Raw genomic sequence first — 18285 nt, 5'->3', positions numbered from 1 at the left:
TTGGCCGATACCAGCCAGATCGTGGGCGGCGGGCCCAAGAAGGTTCTTTATACCCTGGCCACCATTGGCCGCATGGGCGTGGGCAAGGCCGCCAAGGCCTTGACGTCCAAGAATGCCTGCAAGGCCTGTGCCTATGGCATGGGCGGGCAGCGTGGCGGCATGACCAATGAGCTCGATGAATTCCCCTCGGTCTGCAACAAGAGCGTGCAGGCGCAATCGAGCGATACGCAGCGGGGCATTCCCGAAGCGCTGTTCGAGCATGAGCTGGAGGATTTCCAGGCGCTGACCGGGCGCGAGATGGAGCAGCTCGGGCGGCTCAATACGCCGCTGTTCAAGGCCAGGGGCAGCGACCGCTATCGGCCTGTGGACTGGGACTTTGCCCTGAGCCATGCCAGCCAGCGGCTGGGCGCGACCGATCCGCAGCGGAGTTTCTTTTATTCGTCGGGGCGCTCGTCCAATGAGGCGGGGTTCCTGTTCCAGCTGCTGGCGCGGGCCTATGGCACCAACAATGTCAACAACTGCTCCTACTACTGCCACCAGGCGACCAGCGAAGGGCTGGCCACGACCATTGGCAAGGGTACGTCGAGCGTGGAGCTGGAGGATCTGACCGGGGCCGATCTGATCTTTGTGATCGGGGCCAATCCGTCGTCGAACCATCCGCGCTTCATCCACATGCTCAAGAACTGCCGCGAGCGGGGCGGGCAGGTGATTGTGATCAATCCGGCCAAGGAGCCGGGCCTGGTCAAGTTCGCAGTGCCCAAGTCGCCGAGCTCGATGCTCAAGGGCGGTAGCGAGATCGCCTCGGACTATTGCCAGCCGCGCATCGGCAGCGACATTGCCCTGCTCAAGGGCATCGCCAAGGCTGTGCTGGAACTGGGGCTGGAGGACAAGGCGTTCATCGCCAGCCATGTCACGGGCTTTGACGCGTTCCGGGCGGACCTCGATGGGTTGGGCTGGGAGGTGATTGTTGCCGCCTGTGGCGTGAGCCGGGAGGCGATCACCCATCTGGCGCGGCAATATGGGCGGGCCAAGCATGCCGTGTTTGCCTGGGGCATGGGCATGACGCATCATTTGCACGGCGTGGCCAATGTGGAGGCCATTGCCAATCTGGCGGTGCTGCGCGGCATGGTGGGCAAGCGCTTTGCCGGGCTGTTGCCATTGCGCGGGCATTCCAATGTGCAGGGGATCGGCACCATCGGGGTCAAGCCGGTGCTGGCCAAGGATGTGCTGGCCAAGATGGAAGCGGCGTTCGGGGTGCGGTTTCCCGAGCCCAAGGGCATGGACACCATGGCCTGCCTCAAGGCGGCGGACGTCGGCGAGATCGATAGCGCCGTGATCATGGGCGGCAATCTGTGGGGCGCGACGCCGGACACCGGCTTTGCCAATCGGGCGATGGGTGCCATCGGCTTCAAGCTGTTTTTGACGACCACGCTCAACATGGGCCATGTGCATGGGCTGGGCGATGGCGAGGTGCTGATCCTGCCGGTGACGGCGCGCGACGAGGAGTGGGAGCCCACCACGCAGGAATCGATGTTCAACTATGTGCGGCTGAGCGACGGCGGCATTGTACGGCTGGACAATGTGCGGCCGGAAAGCTGGATCCTGGGCGAGCTGGGACAGCGGCTGATGCCCAATTCGCCGATCGCGTTCAAGGCGTTCAGCGCCCATGCCAAGGTGCGTGACGCTATTGCGGCGATTGTGCCGGGGCTCGAAGAGCTGGCCGATATCGACGTGGCCAAGAAGGAATTCCACATCAAGCATCGCGTGATGCACACGCCCGAATTCGGCACGGTAGACGGCAAGGCGCATCTGGTGATCACGCCATTGCCCGAAATGGCGCCGACCACGCTGACGCTGGCAACGGTGCGCAGCGAGGGCCAGTTCAACACCATCATCTATGAGGACAGCGACAGCTATCGCGGCGGGGCCGGGCGGCACGCGGTGTTCCTCAATGCCCAGGACATGGCAGGCATGGGCATCAGCGAGGGTCAGGCGGTGACGCTGGCATCGGAGGTAGGGCGGATGAAAGCGGTGGCCACGGCGTTCGACCTGCCGCGCGGCAGCGCCATGGCCTATTATCCGGAGGCCAATGTGCTGGTGGGCACGGCGGTGGACCCGCGCAGCAAGACGCCGGCGTTCAAATCGGTGGCGGTGCGGGTGGAGCTGGCATGAGCACGCCGATCTTTACCCAGGCGACGCTGGATTTTCTGAGCGGCATAACGGCGCACAATGACAAGGCCTGGTTCGAGGCCAATCGCGACCTTTATGAGCGCGGCTATGTGGCGGCAGGGCGGGCTTTTGTCGAGGCCGTGGGGCCGCGGCTCAAGGCGATTTCGCCCAGCCTGCAGTTTGCGCCGAAAATCAATGGCTCGCTGTCGCGCATCAATCGCGACGTTCGCTTCTCCAAGGACAAGCGGCCCTATAAGGACCATCTGGACCTGTGGTTCTGGCACGGGGAGAAGCGCAGCTGGGACGCGCCGGGCTTCTGGTTCCGGCTGCGGCCGGACAGTGTGCAACTGGGCACGGGCATGCATGGTTTGATGCCCGAGACGCTGGAATCGTTCCGCCATGCCGTGGTGCTGCCCCGCTCGGGCAAGGCGCTGGTGGCGGCGGTGGCGCAAGTGCGGGCCAATGGCGACTACCAAATTGGCGAAAAGACGCGGCAGCGCATGCCGCGGGGCTTCGAGGCGCCGGAGGATCGCGCCGAGTTCCTGCTCTACGAGGGGCTGACGGCGGGGATCACGCTGCCGGCGAGCGCGGCGCTGGAGCCCGACTTTGCCGATGTCTGCGTGCGGCATTTCACGGCCACCTGGCCGGTGGGTAAGTGGCTGCTGGACGAGATTGCCACGGGCGCCTAGCGGCGCCTGCGGCTACGACCGGGCGAGCTGGCTGGCGCGATAGGCGGCTTTGCGGGCCCGCATGATCTCGCCCAGCGGGCGATGGTCAGCCAGGCCGCCCCAGGGGTCGAACTGCAGGGTCTCGACATCGGCCGGCGCCAGCAGGGTCAGCCGCGCCACGGTGAGCAACGGGCCGGACCAGACCACGCGATGATCCTCAATCGGGGTGGCTTTGGGATCGGTGTAGAACTGCAGCTGGACGGCATAGTGGATCGGGCCGGCGGCGAGCTTTTGCGCGATGTCAGCGCCGGGGTCCTTGCCCTGCATGGCGGCGGTGGTTTCCGGCGTAATCAGCACGCGGGCGGCATAGGGGCCGATGGCATGGGGGGAGACGGTGTTGAAGGTCTCGGCGCCATAGCCGGCAAAGGGCTTGCCCATGGTCTGCTGCAAATCCTTGAGGCGCGCGAGCAGGCCGCCCAGGCCGTGGCGACGGAGCAGGGTCCACAGGGCCTTGGCCTGGTTGTCTGCGGCAAGCGTGGCAAATTCGACGAAGCTGTCGCTATCGATGGCGTTGAAGCGGTCGTGGTTGATCAGCAGGAAATCCTGATGATCCGTGGCCGGCCCCAAGGCGCCTGGCCCGGCGACACCCAGAATGCGCAGGGCAAAGCCATGGATATCGGGCTTGGTATTGGCCTGGATGTCAAAGCTGCCATTGGAGAGGCGCACCAGCGCCTCGTGCGATCCCGGCGTGGCAAAGACGCCGTGGCTGGCTTCCGGCGGCAGGTTGGGCAGCACGTCGAGGCGCGCGGCGGCGCCGAGAATGGGCTTGCGGTGGAGAAAGCGGCCCTTGCCATGGCGCTGGTTGGTCAATTGGTGGGCCGTGCGGATCAGCTCGGCTTGCCGGGCGAATTTGGCGGGCTCATCGGCCCCGCTCATTTCAACCCAATCGCGTGCCGGTCCGCCCATGCTCACCCCCCAGTGTGCCACTGGCAAAGTGCTAGCACCCGGCCGGCAGCGCAGCAAGCTGGCCGGGTGTTTGGGGCGGGTTGGCGCTGGGCTGGGGTGGGGAGCGACAGCGCCCAGAGGGCGCTGCGCTGCGACGTCGCGATAGCGCCCGCTGGGCGCTACGCTGCGATAGCGCCCTGTGGGCGCTACGCTGGGCCCACCTGCATGATGGTTGGCTTGATGCTCAGCAGGCGCTCGGCGGCGGCTTTGACGTCGGCTGACGTGACCGCGTTGATGAGATCGACGCGGCGGCTGACGTAGTCGATGCCCAGGTCGCGCATCTGCAGGCCCACCAGCGTATTGGCGATGGCAGAGGAGGAGCTCAGCTCGCTGATCGGATAGGAGCCGATAATGTAACGTTTGGCGTCGGCCAGCTCGTCCTCGGTGGGGCCATTGGCGACAAGATCGGCAATGACATCCTGGATGACCTGGAGCGTTTCGGGGGCGCGGTCGGCGCTGGTGGCGGTGGAGATCAGCAGCGACTGGCTGTGCTCGAAGCCGACCATGGAGGCGCTGATGCCATAGGTGAGGCCACGCTTTTCGCGCACTTCGCTGGTGAGGCGCGACTGGAAGGTATCGCCGCCCAGGATCTGCGCCATCAGCACGGTAGCGAAGTAATTGGGATCGCTGCGGGCGACGCTGGGGAAGGCCATGAAGATCGAGGTCTGCGGCAGCTTGTAGTCGACGCGCAGATCCTGGCCCAGATTGGGAGCGATATCGGCGACAGGCTTGAGGCTGGGCTCGGCGGGCAGATTGGCGAAGAGCGTATCGAGCATGGCCTTGGCGTCATCGGCGCTGATGGCGCCGACAATGCCGACCGACAGCTTGCCGCGGGCAAAGATGGCCTTGTGCTGGGCGCGCAGATCCTCGGCGGTGGCGGTCATCAGGCTGTCCACCGTGCCCTGGCTGCGGCGGGCATAGGGATGGTCGCCATAGAGCGCCTTGCCCCATTGCAGTTGCGCAGCGGTATTGGGATCCTGCGCGGCGGCATTGATGCCGGTGATGAGCTGGGCCCGCATGCGGTCGATGGGGTTCTGGTCAAAGCGCGGGCTTTCGATGGCCAGCTTGAGCAGGGCCACGGCGGCGTCGCGCTGGTCGGCCAGCATGCGCATCGAACCAAAAGTGGTGTCGGCATCGGCGGCAAAGCCCATTTCGGCGCCGGCATCGTCGAGCGCGATCTGGAAGGTGTCGCTGTCCATGTCGCCGGCGCCCTCGTCGAACAGGGCGGTCATCAGCGTGGTCAGACCCTCCTTGCCCATGGGGTCCTGGGTGGTGCCGCCCTCGAAGGCGAAGCGGATGGTGACGATGGGCACGGCATAATCTTCCACCAGCCAGGCTTTGACGCCGGCGGGGGAGGTGATGTCCTGAAACACCACTTCGGCCTGGGCCGGCAGCAGCATGAGCAGGCTGATGCCCAGGGTGGCGATGGCGGCCAGCGGGCGGCGGAGCAGGGGGCTGATGGTCATGGCTTATTGCGCTCCGGTGGCGGGCGGCAGCAGATAGCTGGTCACGGCGATGGATGGGTCGAGATATTTGGCGGCGACGGCCTGCACCTGTTCGGGGGTGACGGCGCGGATGCGGTCGGGCCATTCGGCAATGTCTTCCACCGTGCCGCCAACGGCCAGTTCGCCGCCATAGATATTGGCCATGCTGGCCTGGGCGTCCTGGGCGAAAACCATGTTGCGCAGGAAGCGGGCCTTGGCGGCGTCGAGCTCCTTGGGCGTGACGCCATCGGCGATCAGCCGGGCGACCTGTGCATCAACGGCGGTTTCCACCTTGGCGAGGGTATGGTCACCCTGCGGCGCGCCATAGAGCGAGAAGGAATTGGGGTCGATGCTGCCGCCATTGTAGTAGGCGCCGGCCTGGGCGGCGGTGCCGGTCTTGACCACGATCTCCTGGTAGAAGCGGCTGCGCGTGCCGCCGCCGAGGATTTCCGACAGCAGATCGAGCGCTTCGGCCTCGCCGGGTGCGGCGGTGAGATAGGAGGGGACGACCCAGGCGCGGGTGAAGCTGGGGACGCTGACGCGCGGATCGCGCAGGGTCACGGTGCGCTGGGTGTCGTGGGTCGGCTCGGACGGGCGGATGCGCGGCGGCAGATCGGGGCCGCGCGCGACCTTCCCGTAGGTGGTTTCGGCGAGACTGCGCACGGTGTCGGCATCGACATCGCCGGCGACGACCAGCACGGCGTTATTGGGGGCATAATACTGCTGATAGAAGGCCAGCGCGTCGGTGCGGTTGAGCTGTTCCATCTCATGCCGCCAGCCGATGGTGGGGATGCGATAGGGGTGGTTCTGGTAGAGCGTGGCGGCGGTTTCCTCGCCCAGCAGCGCCTGGGGACTGCCATCGATGCGCAGGCTGCGCTCTTCGAGCACCACCTTGCGCTCGGAATCGACCACGGCATCGGTGAGCAGCAGGCCACGCATGCGGTCGGCCTCGAAATCCATCATGGACGCCAGCGCATCGGCGGGCACGGTCTGGAAATAGGCGGTGACGTCGCTGGTGGTGAAGGCGTTGGTCTCGCCGCCGAGGCCGGCGACCACGCGGTCGAGCTCGCCAGCGGGATGGCGCTCGGTGCCCTTGAACATCAGATGCTCGAGGAAATGGGCGATGCCGGACTTGCCGGGCGGCTCGTCGGCGCTGCCGACCTTGTACCAGACCATATGGGTGACCACCGGCGCGCGGTGATCGGGGATGACCACGACTTCGAGCCCGTTATCGAGATAGAAATGGCTGATGGCGGCATCGGCGACGGCGGCCTGGGTGGCCGGGGTCTCGACCGTCGATTCAGCATGGACGATGGTGGGCAGGCAAAGCATGAGGCCGAGGCTGAGCGCCCGGGCAAGTGGTCTGGTCATCGGCTGGGCCTCGCGGGAAAGTCGCAGATTGAATAGACGCTTTGGCGGCGCCTGGGAAAGCACCTGTGCGTCAGTGCGCGCACAAAGGACGGCGGATGCGGCAAGAGTGCGGCAGCATGTTGCTCTGCGTGCCCGCATCCCCTACATACGGGCCCAAATCTCCCACTGCCGAGGACAGCGCCCCATGGCTCGCCAATTCATCTATCACATGTCCGGAATGTCCAAGGCTTACGCCGGCGGCAAGAAGGTGCTGGATAACATCCACCTCAGCTTCTACCCCGATGCCAAGATCGGCGTGCTAGGCCCCAATGGCTCGGGTAAATCGACCCTGCTCAAGATCATGGCTGGCGTCGACACCGAATTCCAGGGCGAAGCCTGGGCCGCCCAGGGCGCCAAGGTGGGCTATCTGAGCCAGGAACCCGAGCTTGATCCGGCGCTGAACGTGCTGGGCAATGTCATGACCGGCGTCAAGGAAAAGAAGGCCGTCGTCGATCGCTACAACGAGCTGATGATGGAGTATTCGGACGAGACCGCCGAAGAGGCATCCAAGCTGCAGGACCAGATCGACGCGGAAAACCTGTGGGACCTGGAAAGCCAGGTGGAAGTGGCCATGGAAGCGCTGGGCTGCCCGCCCGGCGATGCCGATGTGACCAAGCTCTCGGGTGGTGAACGCCGCCGCGTGGCGCTGTGCGCGCTGCTGCTGAGCAAGCCCGACCTGCTGCTGCTCGACGAACCGACCAACCATCTGGACGCCGAGACGACGTCGTGGCTGGAACGCCATCTGCGCGAATTCCCCGGCGCCGTGCTGATCATCACCCACGACCGCTATTTCCTCGACAATGTGACGGGCTGGATTCTCGAGCTCGATCGCGGTCGCGGCGTGCCCTATGAGGGCAATTACTCGGCGTATCTGGCGGCCAAGGCCAAGCGCTTTGCCCAGGAAAAGAGCGAAGACGCCGCGCGCGCCAAAGTGCTGGAACGCGAACGCGAATGGATGGGCCAGAGCCCGCAGGCCCGCCAGTCCAAGTCCAAGGCGCGCCTTAAGGCCTATGACGAACTGGTCAAGATCAACGAGGCGCGCACGCAGTCCTCGACTGCCCAGATCATCATCCCGGCCGGCGAGCGCCTGGGCAACAATGTCATCGACGTCGAGGGCCTGAGCAAGAGCTATGGCGATCGCCTGCTGATCGACAATCTCACCTTCAAGCTGCCCCCGGGCGGCATCGTGGGCATCATCGGCCCCAATGGCGCGGGCAAGACCACGCTGTTCCGCATGCTGACCGGGCAGGAAAAGCCTGACAGCGGCACGGTGACCGTCGCCGACAGCGTGCAGCTGGGCTATGTCGACCAGAGCCGCGATAGCCTCAACCCCAACAAGACCGTGTGGGAAGAAATCTCGGAAGGCGACGAAATCCTGCTGCTGGGCAAGCGCGAAGTGAACTCGCGCGCCTATACGTCCTCGTTCAACTTCAAGGGCGGCGACCAGCAGCAGAAGGTGGGCAATCTCTCGGGCGGGCAGCGCAACCGCGTGCACCTGGCCAAGATGCTCAAGAGCGGCAGCAATGTGCTGCTCCTCGACGAACCGACCAATGACCTCGACACCGAAACCCTCGCCGCGCTGGAAGAGGCGCTGGAGGAATTCGCCGGCTGCGCCGTGATCATCAGCCACGATCGCATGTTCCTCGATCGCCTGGCGACCCATATGCTGGCCTTTGAGGGCAACAGCCATGTGGAATGGTTCGAAGGCAATTTCGCCGACTACGAAGCCGACAAGATCCGCCGCCTGGGCGCCGATGCGGTCAACCCAAAACGCGCGACATACAAGCCGCTGACGCGCTAAGGTTCACGGGCGGGTCCGCTGGGCCCGCCCTTTTGATATGCTGTGGGGACGGTATGAGACTTGTAGTTGGCGCGCTGGTTTGGGGCGCGATGGCGGTGGCGGCTTTTGCTGCGCCGGGGCAGTGCGTGGTGCGCGATGGGGCGGCGTTTGATTGCGATGTGGCGCTGGATGGCAGTGGGCTGACCTTTGCGCTGCCGGACGGCAAAGTGTTTTCCTTTGCCCTGATCGAAGACGGCGTGGGCGCGGGCTATCTGGTGGCGCCCGATGCGGCGCCCGGGTCGCGGCCGGAAGAGCTGGGGCAATTGGTGCCTGTGCCGGACAAGCCGGGTTGCTGGATGGGCGGGCGCGATGATTTCAGCTTCTGCGCCCAGGTGGCCCAATAGGCCCGAGCGGCGTTTGAGCGGCGAGATCTGGCGCTGACCGCGCCCGGATGGTGCCGGTGATCATGGCGTTGCCGCATTGGTGTGGAGGCTGCGCCCGTTCTGGATGCGGCCGTTGTGACGGATGAATCGCGCGTGGGAATCGCGCCTGGGGAGTGTGAGTGATGCGGATTGTGATGGGGCTGCTGGTCGTGGGCTTGTTGGCGACGCCGGCGATGGCCAAGGATGCGCTGTGCCGCACCACCGATGATGGCGAATACCCCTGTGTGTTCACCGCGCTGGACGAAGCCGGGAGCTTTGCAATTTCGGCCGCTGGCAAGCCGACTTTTGAGGTCTGGGTGGACAGCCCCGGCGTGGCGTCGGTGAGCGCTATTTTTGAGGCGGGTGGGCGTTCGGTGGCGCTGCCGGGCAGCTATCTGCGCTCGGAGGCCGATGCCGCCTGCTGGCAGAGCGATGCAACCGAAACGGAAATCTGTGCGTGGTGATCGAGTCCTTTGCCTTCGAGACCGGCGGCGCTGCGCTGACGGGGCTGGAAGCCGGCGAGGGTCTGCCGGTGATTTTCCTGCATGCCGGGGTCTGCGACAAGCGGATGTGGCTCGACCAGATGGCGGCGGTGGCCGAGGCTGGTTGGCACGCCATTGCCTATGACCGGCGCGGCTATGGCGAGACCACGAGCCCGGACGAGGTGTTCAACCATCTCGATGATCTGGACGCGCTGCTCGAGGCCTTCGACATCCATGCGGCTGTGCTGGTGGGCTGTTCGATGGGCGGCGGGCTGGCGATCGATTTTGCGCTGCGCCATCCCGGCCGGGTGATTGGCCTGGTGCTGATCGGCACCTCGGTGACCGGGGCGCCCTGGAGCGCCACCGAGGCCGAGGCGATGATCGAGGCGGCCGAGGAACATGCCTTCGAGCGCGGCGACATGGACATGCTCAACCGAGTGCAGGCGCATGAATGGCTCGATGGGCCACGGGCGCAATCGGGGCGGGTGTCGGGCGCGGCGCGCGAGCTGTTCATGGACATGAACGCGCTGGCGCTGGCCAAGCCGGCCCTGACGCATGAGCAGCGGCGACCCGAGGCCTGGAGCCGCGTGGGCGAGATCAATGCGCCCAGCCTGCTGCTGGTGGGCGACCAGGATTTCACGGCGCTGATCGACCGGCATGAGCATCTGTCCGAAGAAATGCCCAATGCCTTTGCGGCGGTTCTGGAAGATGTGGCGCATATTCCCAGCATCGAGCGGCCCGAGCTGGTCAACTCCATGCTGCTGGAATTTCTCGACGCGATCTCGGGCGGCGACGCTGAGGAAAGCGACGCGGATTCAGAGGATTAGGCTGGCCTGATGCTGCGCGGCCGGGCAGGGCTGGCGCGCTGATTCAAGCGGCTGAGACACTGATTCAACAGGCTGAAAAACCGATTCAACGCTTTGTGGCGCTGAATCGGTTTTTCGTTTCAAGCTATTGAAAGAGTAGTGCAATCAGGCGGGCAGCACGCTTTCAAGGTGCTGCGGCAGCTGGCTGGTGGGTAGATTGGTCAGATCCTTGTTGATCTCGGCGATCACTGCCTTCTGTACGGCCGGGGTCAGGGCCTTGCGCAGATCACCCAGGGCGATGGGGGCAGCGACCACGACGAGACGGTGGAAGGCGCCGGCCTGCAATTGGCTGTCCAGCGCGGCGGCGACGGATTTGACGAATTCGGTTTCGCGATGCTCAACCGGATCGGTCTTGGGCTCCATGGCGCTGCGGCCCGTGCCGTTGGAGGAGAAGCTGCGGCCGGGCTTGTCGGACACGATGTCCTGCGCCTGCAGGGGGACGATGGACCAATCGAGGCCCTTCACCTGTTGCAGCCCTTTGCCGGGGCCGGTGTTCTCGAGGATGCGCGCCTGCGCGCCATCGGCAATCAAGATCCAGGTGATGGTTTTCTTCATCGGTCAGCTCCTGCTCGGTTATCGGTCAGTGGCAGCGCCAGATCGGCGCAGTCCCAGTGAACGCCGCGATCATGGAGAGGTTGTGGCCGGTCATTCGCGTTTGCGTGTGGCGGGATCACAAACTCTGATTGGCCGGGGTCCGAACCGTCTGGTATCAGGGCTTGAGCGGCCCGATATGGGCGCGGAGAATGACTATGTCCCTGCCCGAATCGGCCCCTGAAGCCATCGCCCCCAGCGATGTGGCGCCGCCCTCTGCCGCTTCCTCCAATGATGGTCGCAACGGCGTGCTGTCGGCGCTGGCGGCCTATGTGCTGTGGGGCTTTCTGCCGCTGCTGTTCCGCGAGGTGGAGGCGGTCGGCTCGGTGATGATCGTGGCCGAGCGCACGCTGTGGTCGCTGGTTCTGCTGGGCGGCATCCTGGCACTGAGCGGTGGGTTCGGCGATGTGCGGGCCTTGTTTGCCGACCGGCGCCGCGCGCTGATGACGCTGCTGTCGGCGGTGCTGCTGGCGGGCAATTGGCTGCTCTATGTCTGGGCGGTCGAGACCGGGCAGGTGCTGGAAGCCAGCTTTGGCTATTTCATCAATCCGCTGGTCAATGTGGCCATGGGCATGGTGCTGCTGGGCGAGCGGCAGAACCGGCTGCAGACGGTGTCGATCCTGATCGCAGTGGTGGCCATTGGCATCCAGGCGGTGGGGCTGGGGCGCATCCCCATCATCGCGCTGGGGCTGGCGCTGTCATTCGGCTTTTATGGCTATTTCCGCAAGACGGCGCAGCTGGGGCCGGCCAGCGGGCTGTTTGCCGAGACGGTGATGCTGGCGCCCATGGCGGCGGGCTATGTGATCTATAATCTGCTGACCTTCGGGCCAGGCATCCATGCCGATCCCTATTACATGGCGCTCTTGGTGTTCACCGGACCGGCCACGGCGATCCCGCTGCTGCTGTTCGCCTTTGCGGTGCGGCGGCTGCGGCTGACCACCATCGGCATGTTCCAGTATATCGCGCCATCGATCCAGTTCCTGGTCGCCATCTTCCTGTTTGGCGAGCATCTCAACGGGCTGCGGCTGGTGAGCTTTGCGCTGATCTGGCTGTCGCTGGCGGTGTTCAGCTATGACAGTTTCCGCCGGCGCGGGCAGGCGCGGGCGGCGGCCTGAGACCGGGGGAGGGCGACCGGAGCCGCCCCGCCGAAGGGGTGATCACTGCTTGACGGCAGCGTCCCAATGCTCGTCGGCCTTGCCGTCGAGGATGCGCCAGGTGTCATACCAGGTGGTGGTATAGGTCTTGGACGGATCCTTGGGATCGGGCTCGGTGCGCACGGTGGCGACGGTCACCAGATCGCCCTCGGCGGTGACGAAGGTCACCGGGCTCTGCATTTTCTCGGGAATGGGCGTGGGGCTGACCTTGAGCACCTCGGTGAAGAACTTCACCACGGTGTCGCGGCCCGAGGGCACGTTGGGATTGTGCTGCAGATAGCGCTCGGTGAGGAACAGGTCAGCGGTGTCCCAGTGGTTGGCCTCCAGCAGGTCCTTCATGATGTGATAGACCACCTGCTTGTTGGCATTGAGCTGCGGATCGGGGCTGGTGAACAGCGCCTCCTTGTCGGCAGCGGCGACCACGGTCTCCTGCGCCTGGGCCAGGCCGAGCAGCGGGCCCGTGGTCAGCAGGGTCAGCGCCAGCATGGCGCCACCAAACATTGTCTTCATCGTCAACTCCTGTGTCGGCAAATCTGTGCGACCGGTCGGGCCGGTGGCGCCGCCTAGATGGGCCGGTGCGATGAGCGCCGCAAGAAGGTACCCGTGCGGGCGATAGGCACCCCAGGGTGCCCGGGTGGCGATCAGTTCGGCAGGGGCTGGCAGGCGCGGATGGTCTCGGCCATGCGTTCGAACAGCGGGGCAAAAGCCGCGCCCTCGCGCCAGACCAGCGACAGGCGGCGCTCGGCGCCGCTGCTGGCAATGGCATGGATGGCGATGCGCGGATCGCTGGCCTCCTTGGGCACGGCGATCTGGGGCAGGAGGGTGACGCCCTGACCATTGGCGACGAATTCGACGATGGTGGAGAGCGAGGTGGCCGCAAAGGTGCGCGGCGCCGTGCTGCCCTCGATGCGGCAGGCGGCGATGGCCTGATCGCGGAAGCAATGGCCCTCGTCGAGCAGCAGGATGCGGTCTGGCGCGACCGTGCTGAGCTGGACGGGGGCGCCATCGGCCTCGCTGCGACTGGTGGCGAGCACGAAGCGATCGAGAAACAGCGGTGCGCTGACCAAGCGGGGGCCGCGCTCGGGCACGGGGGTGGCGATCAGCGCGACATCGAGGCTGCCATCACCCAGGCCCGCGAGCAGGGCATCGGTGCGATTTTCGCTGACGGCGAAATCGACATCGGCCAGGGCGCGGCGCAGGGCCGGGAAGATGGCGGGTAGCAGATAGGGCGCGACGGTTGGGATCAGGCCAAAGCGCAGATGGCGATCGGGGCGACCGGAGCGACCCAGCGCGAAGGCATCGAGCGCCTCGGCACTGCGCAGTGTCGCCTGGGCCAGGGCGATGAAATCCCGGCCAAAAGGGGTGAGCTGCACCCCGGTCTTGAGACGGTCGAACAGCGGCGTGCCGCACAGCGCCTCGAGCGCCATGATCTGCTGGGATAGCGCCGGCTGGGAGACGGCGCAGGCCTCGGCGGCGCGGCCGAAATGGCCGGTGCGGGCGACGGCGTCGGCATAGCGCATCTGTCTGAGGGTGATTGTCACGATAACTTCTTCCTATCGACATAGGAAGAATTATCGATTGGCCTAATGAATGTCACCCCCCTATAACGCTAGCCAATGCGCAGACGCACGGACGACAGGAGCCCCCGATGAGCGACGAAACCGCAAGCAATGAACCCGCAGCCGCCGGCAAGTGCCCGGTGGCCCATGGCGCGACGCCGCGTGGCAATCGGGAGTGGTGGCCCAACCAGCTGAACCTGAATGTCCTGCACCAGCAGTCGTCGCTGTCGGACCCGATGGGCCCCGATTTCGACTATGCCGAAGCCTTCAAGTCGCTCGACCTGACCGCGCTCAAGGCTGATCTGGCCGCGCTGATGACCGACAGCCAGGATTGGTGGCCGGCTGACTTCGGGCACTATGGTCCGCTGTTCATCCGCATGGCCTGGCATAGCGCCGGCACCTATCGCACCGGTGATGGCCGAGGCGGCGCCGGGGCCGGGCAGCAGCGCTTTGCGCCGCTCAATTCCTGGCCGGACAATGTGAACCTGGACAAGGCACGGCGCCTGCTGTGGCCGATCAAGCAGAAATACGGCAATGCCATTTCCTGGGCGGATCTGATGATCCTGACCGGCAATGTGGCGCTGGAAACCATGGGCTTCAAGCCGTTCGGCTTTGCCGGCGGCCGCGCCGATGTGTGGGAACCCGAGCAGGACATCTACTGGGGCCCCGAGGGCAAGTGGCTGGCCGACGAGCGCTATAGCGGCGAGCGTGACCTGGAAGACCCGCTGGCGGCCGTGCAGATGGGCCTGATCTACGTCAATCCCGAAGGCCCCAATGGCAATCCCGATCCGCTGGCCTCGGCCCGCGACATCCGCGACACCTTTGCGCGCATGGCCATGAATGACGAGGAAACCGTGGCGCTGATCGCTGGCGGCCACACCTTCGGCAAGACCCATGGTGCGGGCGATGCGGCGCTGGTCGGGGCTGAGCCGGAAGCGGCCGGCATCGAGCAGCAGGGCCTGGGCTGGGCCAGCAGCTTTGGCAGCGGCAAGGGTGGCGACACCATCGGCAGCGGGCTGGAAGTGACCTGGACCTCGACCCCGACGCAGTGGAGCAATAATTTCTTCTGGAACCTGTTCGGCTATGAGTGGGAGCTGACCAAGAGCCCGGCCGGTGCGCATCAGTGGACGCCCAAGCATGGCATGGGCGCCAATACGGTGCCCGATGCGCATGATGCGACCAAGCGCCATGCCCCCTCGATGCTGACCTCTGACCTGGCCCTGCGTTTTGACCCGGCCTATGAGAAGATCTCGCGCCGGTTCTTCGAGCATCCGGACCAGTTTGCCGATGCCTTTGCCCGCGCCTGGTTCAAGCTGACCCATCGCGACATGGGCCCCAAGGTGCGCTACCTGGGCCCCGAAGTGCCGGCCGAAGACCTGATCTGGCAGGATCCGATTCCGGCGGTGGATCATCCGCTGGTCGACGCGGGCGATGTGGACGCGCTCAAGGCGAAGCTCCTCGCCAGCGGGCTTTCGGTGTCCGAACTGGTGAGCACGGCCTGGGCCTCGGCCTCGACCTATCGCGGCTCGGATATGCGTGGCGGCGCCAATGGCGCCCGCATTCGCCTGGCGCCGCAGAAGGACTGGGCCGCCAATCAGCCCGAACAGCTGGCGCGCGTCTTGTCGGTGCTGGAAACCATCCAGGCCGAGTTCAATGCGGCCCAGGCCGGTGGCAAGCGGATTTCGCTGGCTGACCTGATCGTGCTGGCCGGTAGCGTCGGCGTTGAAAAGGCCGCGGCGGATGCCGGTACGGCAGTCTCGGTGCCGTTCACGCCCGGCCGCATGGATGCGCTGGCCGAGCAGACCGATGTGGCGTCCTTCGCGCCGCTCGAGCCCAAGGCCGATGGCTTCCGCAACTACAGCAATGGCCGCCAGCGCATGTCGGCCGAGGAAGCCCTGGTCGACAAGGCACAGCTGCTGGGCCTGACGGCGCCGGAAATGACGGTGCTGGTGGGCGGGCTGCGCGTGCTCAAGGCCGGGCAGCCGGCGCATGGCGTGTTCACCAACCGGGCGGAAACGCTGAGCAATGACTTCTTCGTCAATCTGCTCGACATGGGCACGCAGTGGGTTCCGGCGGATGGTTCGCACGAGATCTACCAGGGTCGTGACCGCAAGACCGGCGAGGTGAAGTGGACGGCCACCCGCGCTGACCTGATCTTCGGCTCGCATTCGCAGCTGCGGGCGCTGGCCGAAGTCTATGGCCAGTCCGATGCGGGCGAAAAGTTCGTGCGCGACTTCGTGGCGGCCTGGGTCAAGGTGATGAACGCGGATCGCTTCGACCTGCGCTGATCGGCTTCTCGCTCACATATTCAACGGCCCCGGTGGAGCAATCCGCCGGGGCCGTGGCGTTTTGGGCCTGTCTTCCGGGGACCGGCACAATTTGAAGCAAATGCCGGCCGCATCCTTCAGAACCCGCAAGACTCTGGCGCTCCATGGTTGCGGCCCAGTGTATCCACGCGCCAGGAGTATGACGATGAGCGAGCTTGACCAAGGACAGCGGGCCTTTTCCAGCTTCCGCGTGCTCAATGGCGACGACAATCTGAGTGAGCGCGAGCATCTGTTCCGCAATATGGCGGAGCTGTTCAGCTATGTTTCGGACCGCTGCGACGACGAGCAGGTGGCCCAATATGACGAGGTGCTGTGCCAGCTCGCCGAATTCGTCGAAGTGGAAGCGCGGGCGCATGTGGCGCGGCTCTTGGCGCCGCTCGATCGTGCGCCGGGCACGGTGGTGCTCAAGCTGGCCAATGACGACATCGAGGTGGCGCGGCCGCTGCTGGAATTCTCCAATGTGCTGTCGGACGACGATTTGATCGACATCATCACCAAGCAGACCGAGGCGCATCGCGAGGCGATTGCCGGGCGTGCGCAGGTGGGCGACCGCGTCGGCGACGCCATTGTCGAGCACGGCCAAAGCGCCTCGGTGGTGCGGCTGGTACGCAATGCCGGGGCGACCATCGACACGGCAATCCTGGAAAAGCTGGTGGCCCGCGCCGCCAATGACCGCGAGATCGCCGCCGATCTGCGCAGCCGGCCCGGTATCGACTGGGCCTCGCTGCGCAAGGAAATCGACGGCGTGGCCAGCAAGGTGCTCGAAACGCTGGGCGAGATGGATCGCGGCTTTGACCCGGTGGCCGCCGGCAAGGTCAATGCGGTGGTGTATAACCGTATGCGCAACCGCGCCGGCTTCTCGGCCGATGAATGGAAAGTGGCCTATAATCAGGTCAAGGGGCTGAGCGACCGCAAGCAGCTCGATACGCGGGCGCTGGCCCGGTTCGCCCGCTTCGGCTATGGCCACCATTGTGCGGCCGCCATGACGGTGCTGCTGCGGGTCAAGCCCGAGGTGGTGGTCAAGTGGCTGGCCAGCCAGGACTATGTTGCCGTCACCGTGGCGCTGCGCGCCGCCGGCCTGACGCCGGACCTATTTGAGGCCATGTTTGCTACGCTGCCCTGGCGCGACCTGCCCGGCGAAGCCGACAGGCGCATGGTGACCACACGATTCGACGCTCTCGAGCGCGACGAGGCGCAGGGAATTTTCGATCTCTGGCGCGCCCATGAATTCCGCAAGCGCGCCGTCAGCGAAGCCCGCGAGGCCGCCTCGGCCTGAGTTCTGCTTCTGCAATGCGCACGACCCGCCCCGCTGCCGCAGGGGCGGGTTGTGTGCTTTGTGGGCCGGACTGCAACTTCCCCCTAGACCCGCGCCGCAATCCGGATATAAAGACATCTTTATATCTAGTTCGAGGTTGCAGTGGCTGAGCTGGCGGAATTGGTGAGTGTGCTCAAGGCGGCGGGTGAAGGCACCCGGGTGCGCCTGTTGGCCTTGCTCGCCGATGGCGCGCATTCCGTCAAGGACCTCACCGAAATCCTCAAGCAGAGCCAGCCGCGCGTGTCGCGCCACCTCAAGCTGTTGGCCGACGCCGGGCTGGTGCAGCGCAATGCCGAGGGCGCCTGGGCCTATTACAGCCTGACGCTGGATGGCGACGGCGCCGAACTGGCGCAATGGCTGATCGGCCATCTCGACCCTGAGGACGTGGAACGTCGCCGCGATATCGAGCGGCAGGCGGCTGTTCGGGCCAGCCATACCGCCCAGGCCACCGAATATTTCGCCAAGGTCGCCAGCAGCTGGGATCTGCTCAAGACGCTGCAGGTGCCCGAAGAGGCCGTGGAGGCTGCCGTGGTGGCGGCGCTGGGCGGGCGGCGCGTCGAGACACTGGTGGATCTGGGCACCGGCACCGGGCGCATGCTCGAAGTGCTGGCCGATTCCTACAAGCGCGGCATCGGGCTCGATTCCAGCCGCGAGATGCTGACCGTGGCGCGGTCGCGCCTGTCGGGCGCGGGCATCACCCATGGCCAGGTGCGCATGGGCGATATCGGCGACCTCGATGTGGCGGTTGGCCCAGCCGATGTGGTGGTGATCCACCAGGTGCTGCATTATTTCGATGATCCGGGCCGCATGCTGGCGCAGGCGCGCCGCCTGCTCAAGCCGGGCGGCGAGATGATCATCGTCGATTTTGCGCCGCATGACCTCGAATTCCTGCGCAGCGAACATGCCCACCGCCGGCTGGGCCTGTCGCCCGAGCAGATGAGCCGGTGGGCGGCGGCGGCGGGGCTGGTGGTGGATGCGATGCAATCCTTCCCCAGCCAGTCCGGCCAGCGCGGCCTGACGGTGTGCCTGTGGCGCCTGAGCGACAAGACTTGA

At 65.6% G+C, this 18285-nt stretch carries 16 protein-coding genes; 10 read left to right on the top strand and 6 right to left on the bottom strand.

Annotated features, from left to right (window positions below):
- Both E8M79_RS14300 and E8M79_RS14295 read left to right on the top strand, forming a co-directional pair.
- Positions 1-2172, top strand: coding sequence for an FdhF/YdeP family oxidoreductase (locus E8M79_RS14300; protein ID WP_248305004.1), 2172 nt, complete (start codon positions 1-3; stop codon positions 2170-2172).
- Entirely contained in the window at positions 2169-2858 is a 690-nt protein-coding gene (locus E8M79_RS14295; protein ID WP_137152538.1) for a DUF2461 domain-containing protein, read from the top strand. The genes E8M79_RS14300 and E8M79_RS14295 overlap by 4 nt, the downstream gene beginning before the upstream one ends.
- Before the next feature lie 12 nt (positions 2859-2870).
- Here E8M79_RS14295 and E8M79_RS14290 read toward each other — a convergent pair whose 3' ends face one another.
- The 3 genes from E8M79_RS14290 to E8M79_RS14280 all read right to left on the bottom strand — a co-directional run bounded on the left by E8M79_RS14290 (position 2871) and on the right by E8M79_RS14280 (position 6697).
- Positions 2871-3803: a catalase gene (locus E8M79_RS14290; RefSeq protein WP_137152537.1), complete on the bottom strand. Its 933-nt coding sequence runs from the start codon at positions 3801-3803 to the stop codon at positions 2871-2873.
- Between the two features lie 185 nt (positions 3804-3988).
- Positions 3989-5308, bottom strand: coding sequence for a pitrilysin family protein (locus E8M79_RS14285; protein WP_137152536.1), 1320 nt, complete (start codon positions 5306-5308; stop codon positions 3989-3991).
- A 3-nt stretch (positions 5309-5311) separates the two neighbouring features.
- On the bottom strand, positions 5312-6697 hold the full coding sequence (locus tag E8M79_RS14280; protein WP_248305003.1) for a pitrilysin family protein: 1386 nt from the start codon (positions 6695-6697) through the stop codon (positions 5312-5314).
- Between the two features lie 184 nt (positions 6698-6881).
- Between E8M79_RS14280 and ettA the strand changes: the two genes are divergently transcribed.
- From ettA to E8M79_RS14260, 4 genes are all read left to right on the top strand, one after another.
- Positions 6882-8537 (top strand): energy-dependent translational throttle protein EttA, encoded by a 1656-nt coding sequence (gene ettA / locus E8M79_RS14275; protein ID WP_137152535.1) that lies wholly within the window; start codon positions 6882-6884, stop codon positions 8535-8537.
- A 53-nt stretch (positions 8538-8590) separates the two neighbouring features.
- Positions 8591-8920, top strand: coding sequence for a hypothetical protein (locus tag E8M79_RS14270; RefSeq protein ID WP_137152534.1), 330 nt, complete (start codon positions 8591-8593; stop codon positions 8918-8920).
- Positions 8921-9081: 161 nt separating this feature from the next.
- On the top strand, positions 9082-9402 hold the full coding sequence (locus E8M79_RS14265) for a hypothetical protein (protein ID WP_137152533.1): 321 nt from the start codon (positions 9082-9084) through the stop codon (positions 9400-9402).
- Positions 9396-10247: an alpha/beta hydrolase gene (locus E8M79_RS14260; RefSeq protein WP_137152532.1), complete on the top strand. Its 852-nt coding sequence runs from the start codon at positions 9396-9398 to the stop codon at positions 10245-10247. Before E8M79_RS14265 ends, E8M79_RS14260 begins: the two co-directional genes overlap by 7 nt.
- Before the next feature lie 144 nt (positions 10248-10391).
- On the opposite strand, the gene E8M79_RS14255 is transcribed toward E8M79_RS14260, so the two are convergent.
- Complete coding sequence (locus E8M79_RS14255; RefSeq protein ID WP_137152531.1) at positions 10392-10841, bottom strand: host attachment protein; 450 nt, start codon at positions 10839-10841, stop codon at positions 10392-10394.
- Between the two features lie 194 nt (positions 10842-11035).
- On the opposite strand from E8M79_RS14255, the gene rarD reads away from it, so the two are divergent.
- Positions 11036-11992 carry an EamA family transporter RarD gene (gene rarD, locus E8M79_RS14250; protein ID WP_205747913.1) on the top strand — a complete coding sequence of 319 codons (957 nt, stop codon included), beginning with the start codon at positions 11036-11038 and terminating at the stop codon, positions 11990-11992.
- A 42-nt stretch (positions 11993-12034) separates the two neighbouring features.
- On the opposite strand, the gene E8M79_RS14245 is transcribed toward rarD, so the two are convergent.
- Positions 12035-12541: a nuclear transport factor 2 family protein gene (locus E8M79_RS14245; RefSeq protein WP_171015866.1), complete on the bottom strand. Its 507-nt coding sequence runs from the start codon at positions 12539-12541 to the stop codon at positions 12035-12037.
- Between the two features lie 131 nt (positions 12542-12672).
- Positions 12673-13572: a hydrogen peroxide-inducible genes activator gene (locus E8M79_RS14240; RefSeq protein WP_137152530.1), complete on the bottom strand. Its 900-nt coding sequence runs from the start codon at positions 13570-13572 to the stop codon at positions 12673-12675.
- A 107-nt stretch (positions 13573-13679) separates the two neighbouring features.
- Here E8M79_RS14240 and katG point away from each other — a divergent pair, with 107 nt between their 5' ends.
- From katG to E8M79_RS14225, 3 genes are all read left to right on the top strand, one after another.
- On the top strand, positions 13680-15878 hold the full coding sequence (katG, locus tag E8M79_RS14235) for a catalase/peroxidase HPI (protein ID WP_137152529.1): 2199 nt from the start codon (positions 13680-13682) through the stop codon (positions 15876-15878).
- Positions 15879-16062: 184 nt separating this feature from the next.
- A complete protein-coding gene (locus E8M79_RS14230; RefSeq protein WP_171015865.1) occupies positions 16063-17193 on the top strand; it encodes a DUF2336 domain-containing protein in 1131 nt (376 codons plus the stop codon).
- Between the two features lie 141 nt (positions 17194-17334).
- Positions 17335-18285, top strand: coding sequence for a metalloregulator ArsR/SmtB family transcription factor (locus tag E8M79_RS14225; RefSeq protein WP_137152527.1), 951 nt, complete (start codon positions 17335-17337; stop codon positions 18283-18285).

It is taken from the genome of Devosia sp. FKR38 (assembly GCF_005222805.1).
Taxonomy (GTDB): Bacteria; Pseudomonadota; Alphaproteobacteria; order Rhizobiales; family Devosiaceae; genus Devosia.
The sequence above is the reverse complement of the archived record's forward strand: the minus strand, read 5'-3'. Positions and strand labels throughout refer to the sequence as shown.

What these genes read in the sequence shown, in the direction of transcription:
- E8M79_RS14295 (WP_137152538.1), top strand. Translation starts at nt 2,169, where the DNA reads ATGAGCACGCCGATCTTTACCCAGGCGACGCTGGATTTTCTGAGCGGC.
- E8M79_RS14290 (WP_137152537.1), bottom strand. Translation starts at nt 3,803, where the DNA reads ATGGGCGGACCGGCACGCGATTGGGTTGAAATGAGCGGGGCCGATGAG.
- E8M79_RS14285 (WP_137152536.1), bottom strand. Translation starts at nt 5,308, where the DNA reads ATGACCATCAGCCCCCTGCTCCGCCGCCCGCTGGCCGCCATCGCCACC.
- E8M79_RS14280 (WP_248305003.1), bottom strand. Translation starts at nt 6,697, where the DNA reads ATGACCAGACCACTTGCCCGGGCGCTCAGCCTCGGCCTCATGCTTTGC.
- ettA (WP_137152535.1), top strand. Translation starts at nt 6,882, where the DNA reads ATGGCTCGCCAATTCATCTATCACATGTCCGGAATGTCCAAGGCTTAC.
- E8M79_RS14270 (WP_137152534.1), top strand. Translation starts at nt 8,591, where the DNA reads ATGAGACTTGTAGTTGGCGCGCTGGTTTGGGGCGCGATGGCGGTGGCG.
- E8M79_RS14265 (WP_137152533.1), top strand. Translation starts at nt 9,082, where the DNA reads ATGCGGATTGTGATGGGGCTGCTGGTCGTGGGCTTGTTGGCGACGCCG.
- E8M79_RS14255 (WP_137152531.1), bottom strand. Translation starts at nt 10,841, where the DNA reads ATGAAGAAAACCATCACCTGGATCTTGATTGCCGATGGCGCGCAGGCG.
- rarD (WP_205747913.1), top strand. Translation starts at nt 11,036, where the DNA reads ATGTCCCTGCCCGAATCGGCCCCTGAAGCCATCGCCCCCAGCGATGTG.
- E8M79_RS14245 (WP_171015866.1), bottom strand. Translation starts at nt 12,541, where the DNA reads ATGAAGACAATGTTTGGTGGCGCCATGCTGGCGCTGACCCTGCTGACC.
- katG (WP_137152529.1), top strand. Translation starts at nt 13,680, where the DNA reads ATGAGCGACGAAACCGCAAGCAATGAACCCGCAGCCGCCGGCAAGTGC.
- E8M79_RS14230 (WP_171015865.1), top strand. Translation starts at nt 16,063, where the DNA reads ATGAGCGAGCTTGACCAAGGACAGCGGGCCTTTTCCAGCTTCCGCGTG.